A 2,023-nucleotide genomic window follows, 5' to 3' on the forward strand; every position below is an offset into this window, starting at 1 on the left:
TGATAGAAACAGAAGCCACTGGAGCACCTCAAAAACACCATCATACACTAAATCAGTAAGTTGGCAGCATCACCGAGATTCTTTTAACTTTACATCATAATAATCATTAATGTTATCAATCCCAACAACTTGATGCCCATCATTCAAAAGGCGTTTGCTGACATGAAACCCAATAAAACCAGCCGCACCAGTGACTAAAAATTTCATATTTAAACTCCTGAGAAATACTCGATTGGCAGCATTGATGTTTTACAAACTTTGTTTATATCACCAGAAAAACTCACTAACCGTAAATAACTAACTGGATAACCATTTCCACAAGTTAATTAACATCAATGAAATCCAATTTCATATAAAATTTGGCTGGAGATATTCTCATCCAGCCAAAGGTTATAAATCCTAATCATTACCAAACAGATCGCGGGTGTAAACCTTGTCCACCACATCCGCCAGCTCTTCCGCCATACGGTTAGAGATGATCACATCCGCCTCTTGTTTGAAGGCATCCAGGTCGCGCACGACGCGTGAGTTGAAGAACTCATCTTCCTGCATCACCGGTTCATAGATAATGACCGGAATACCTTTCGCCTTGATGCGCTTCATGATGCCCTGGATAGAAGAGGCGCGGAAATTGTCCGAACCACTCTTCATGATCAGGCGATATACACCCACCACTTTCGGCTTACGAGCGAGGATGGAATCAGAAATAAAGTCCTTACGGGTACGGTTGGCGTCCACAATAGCGGCAATGATATTATTCGGGACCGATTCGTAGTTCGCCAGTAGCTGCTTGGTATCTTTCGGCAGGCAGTAGCCGCCATAGCCAAAGGACGGGTTGTTATAGTGGTTGCCGATACGCGGATCCAGGCATACCCCTTCGATAATCTGCTTGCTGTTCAGCCCCTGGCTTTCAGCATAGCTGTCGAGCTCGTTGAAATAGGCAACGCGCAGCGCCAGATAGGTGTTCGCGAACAGTTTGATCGCTTCCGCTTCAGTGGAGTCGGTAAACAGGGTCGGGATATCCTGCTTAATCGCGCCTTCTTTCAACAGGTCTGCGAAACGTTCAGCACGCGCAGAGCGCTCACCAATAACAATGCGCGACGGGTGCAGGTTGTCGTACAGCGCACGGCCTTCACGCAGGAACTCAGGAGAGAAAATAACATTATCTATCCCTAAACGTTCTTTGATGTCGCGGGTAAACCCCACAGGGATGGTCGATTTAATGATCATCACCGCGTTCGGGTTGATCTCTGTGACATCGCGAATAACCGCTTCCACTGTAGAGGTGTTGAAGTAGTTGGTTTTGGGATCATAATCGGTCGGCGTCGCAATAATCACGTAGTCGGCATTACGATAGGCGTCGTGCTTGTCCGTGGTGGCACGGAAATTTAACGGTTTTTCTGCCAGATATTCCTGAATCTCTTTATCCACAATCGGAGAGATCTTCTGGTTAAGCATATCCACTTTGGCCTGTACGATATCCAGGGCAACCACTTCGTGGTTTTGCGCAATCAGGACACCGTTCGATAAACCAACATAACCTGTACCGGAAATAGTAATTTTCATGAGATTACACTTTAATCAGTTAACTGGGTAATGGCGGATAGCCACGAATTTAAATAATACTGTGGGCGGTTTTACGCTTTGACCAGTGGGATGTCAAGAATAAGCCATAAGGTCAATAATACGATTAAAATCTGATCCTATGGCTTCCATTATGGATAATGCATTACTTGAGAAGAGCTAAAATCTCTTCGGTTTTTGCATTCATTAACGCAGTATCCGCTCTGGACTCCACGTTCAGACGCACCACCGGCTCCGTGTTGGACGTGCGCAGGTTAAAGCGCCACTCAGGGTATTCAATACTGATACCGTCCGTTGTGTCGATGTGTGCAGCCGCCGGCTCATACTGTGCCCGGATGCGCGCTATCGCCTCCGCCGCATTTCCCAGCTTGCGGTTGATCTCCCCCGACGCCGGGAACGCCGCCTGGCGGTCCGCCACCAGCGATTTCAGCGAGCTGTT

Annotated in this window: 1 protein-coding gene and 2 pseudogenes; all 3 read right to left on the reverse strand. The window is 47.3% G+C overall.

From position 1 onward, the window contains the following. Positions 1–72: 72 nt before the first annotated feature. A pseudogene (locus RTW80_RS24425) lies at positions 73–207 on the reverse strand (NAD-dependent epimerase/dehydratase family protein); the annotation flags it as partial. 192 nt (positions 208–399) lie between these two features. Next, complete coding sequence (gene ugd, locus RTW80_RS24430; protein ID WP_001775100.1) at positions 400–1,566, reverse strand: UDP-glucose 6-dehydrogenase; 1,167 nt, start codon at positions 1,564–1,566, stop codon at positions 400–402. 163 nt (positions 1,567–1,729) lie between these two features. Continuing rightward, a pseudogene (locus RTW80_RS24435) lies at positions 1,730–2,023 on the reverse strand (phosphomannomutase CpsG); the annotation flags it as partial.

This window comes from Escherichia sp. AM3 (assembly GCF_032029835.1).
GTDB lineage: Bacteria > Pseudomonadota > Gammaproteobacteria > Enterobacterales > Enterobacteriaceae > Escherichia > Escherichia coli.

What these genes read in the sequence shown, in the direction of transcription:
- ugd (WP_001775100.1), bottom strand. Translation starts at nt 1,566, where the DNA reads ATGAAAATTACTATTTCCGGTACAGGTTATGTTGGTTTATCGAACGGT.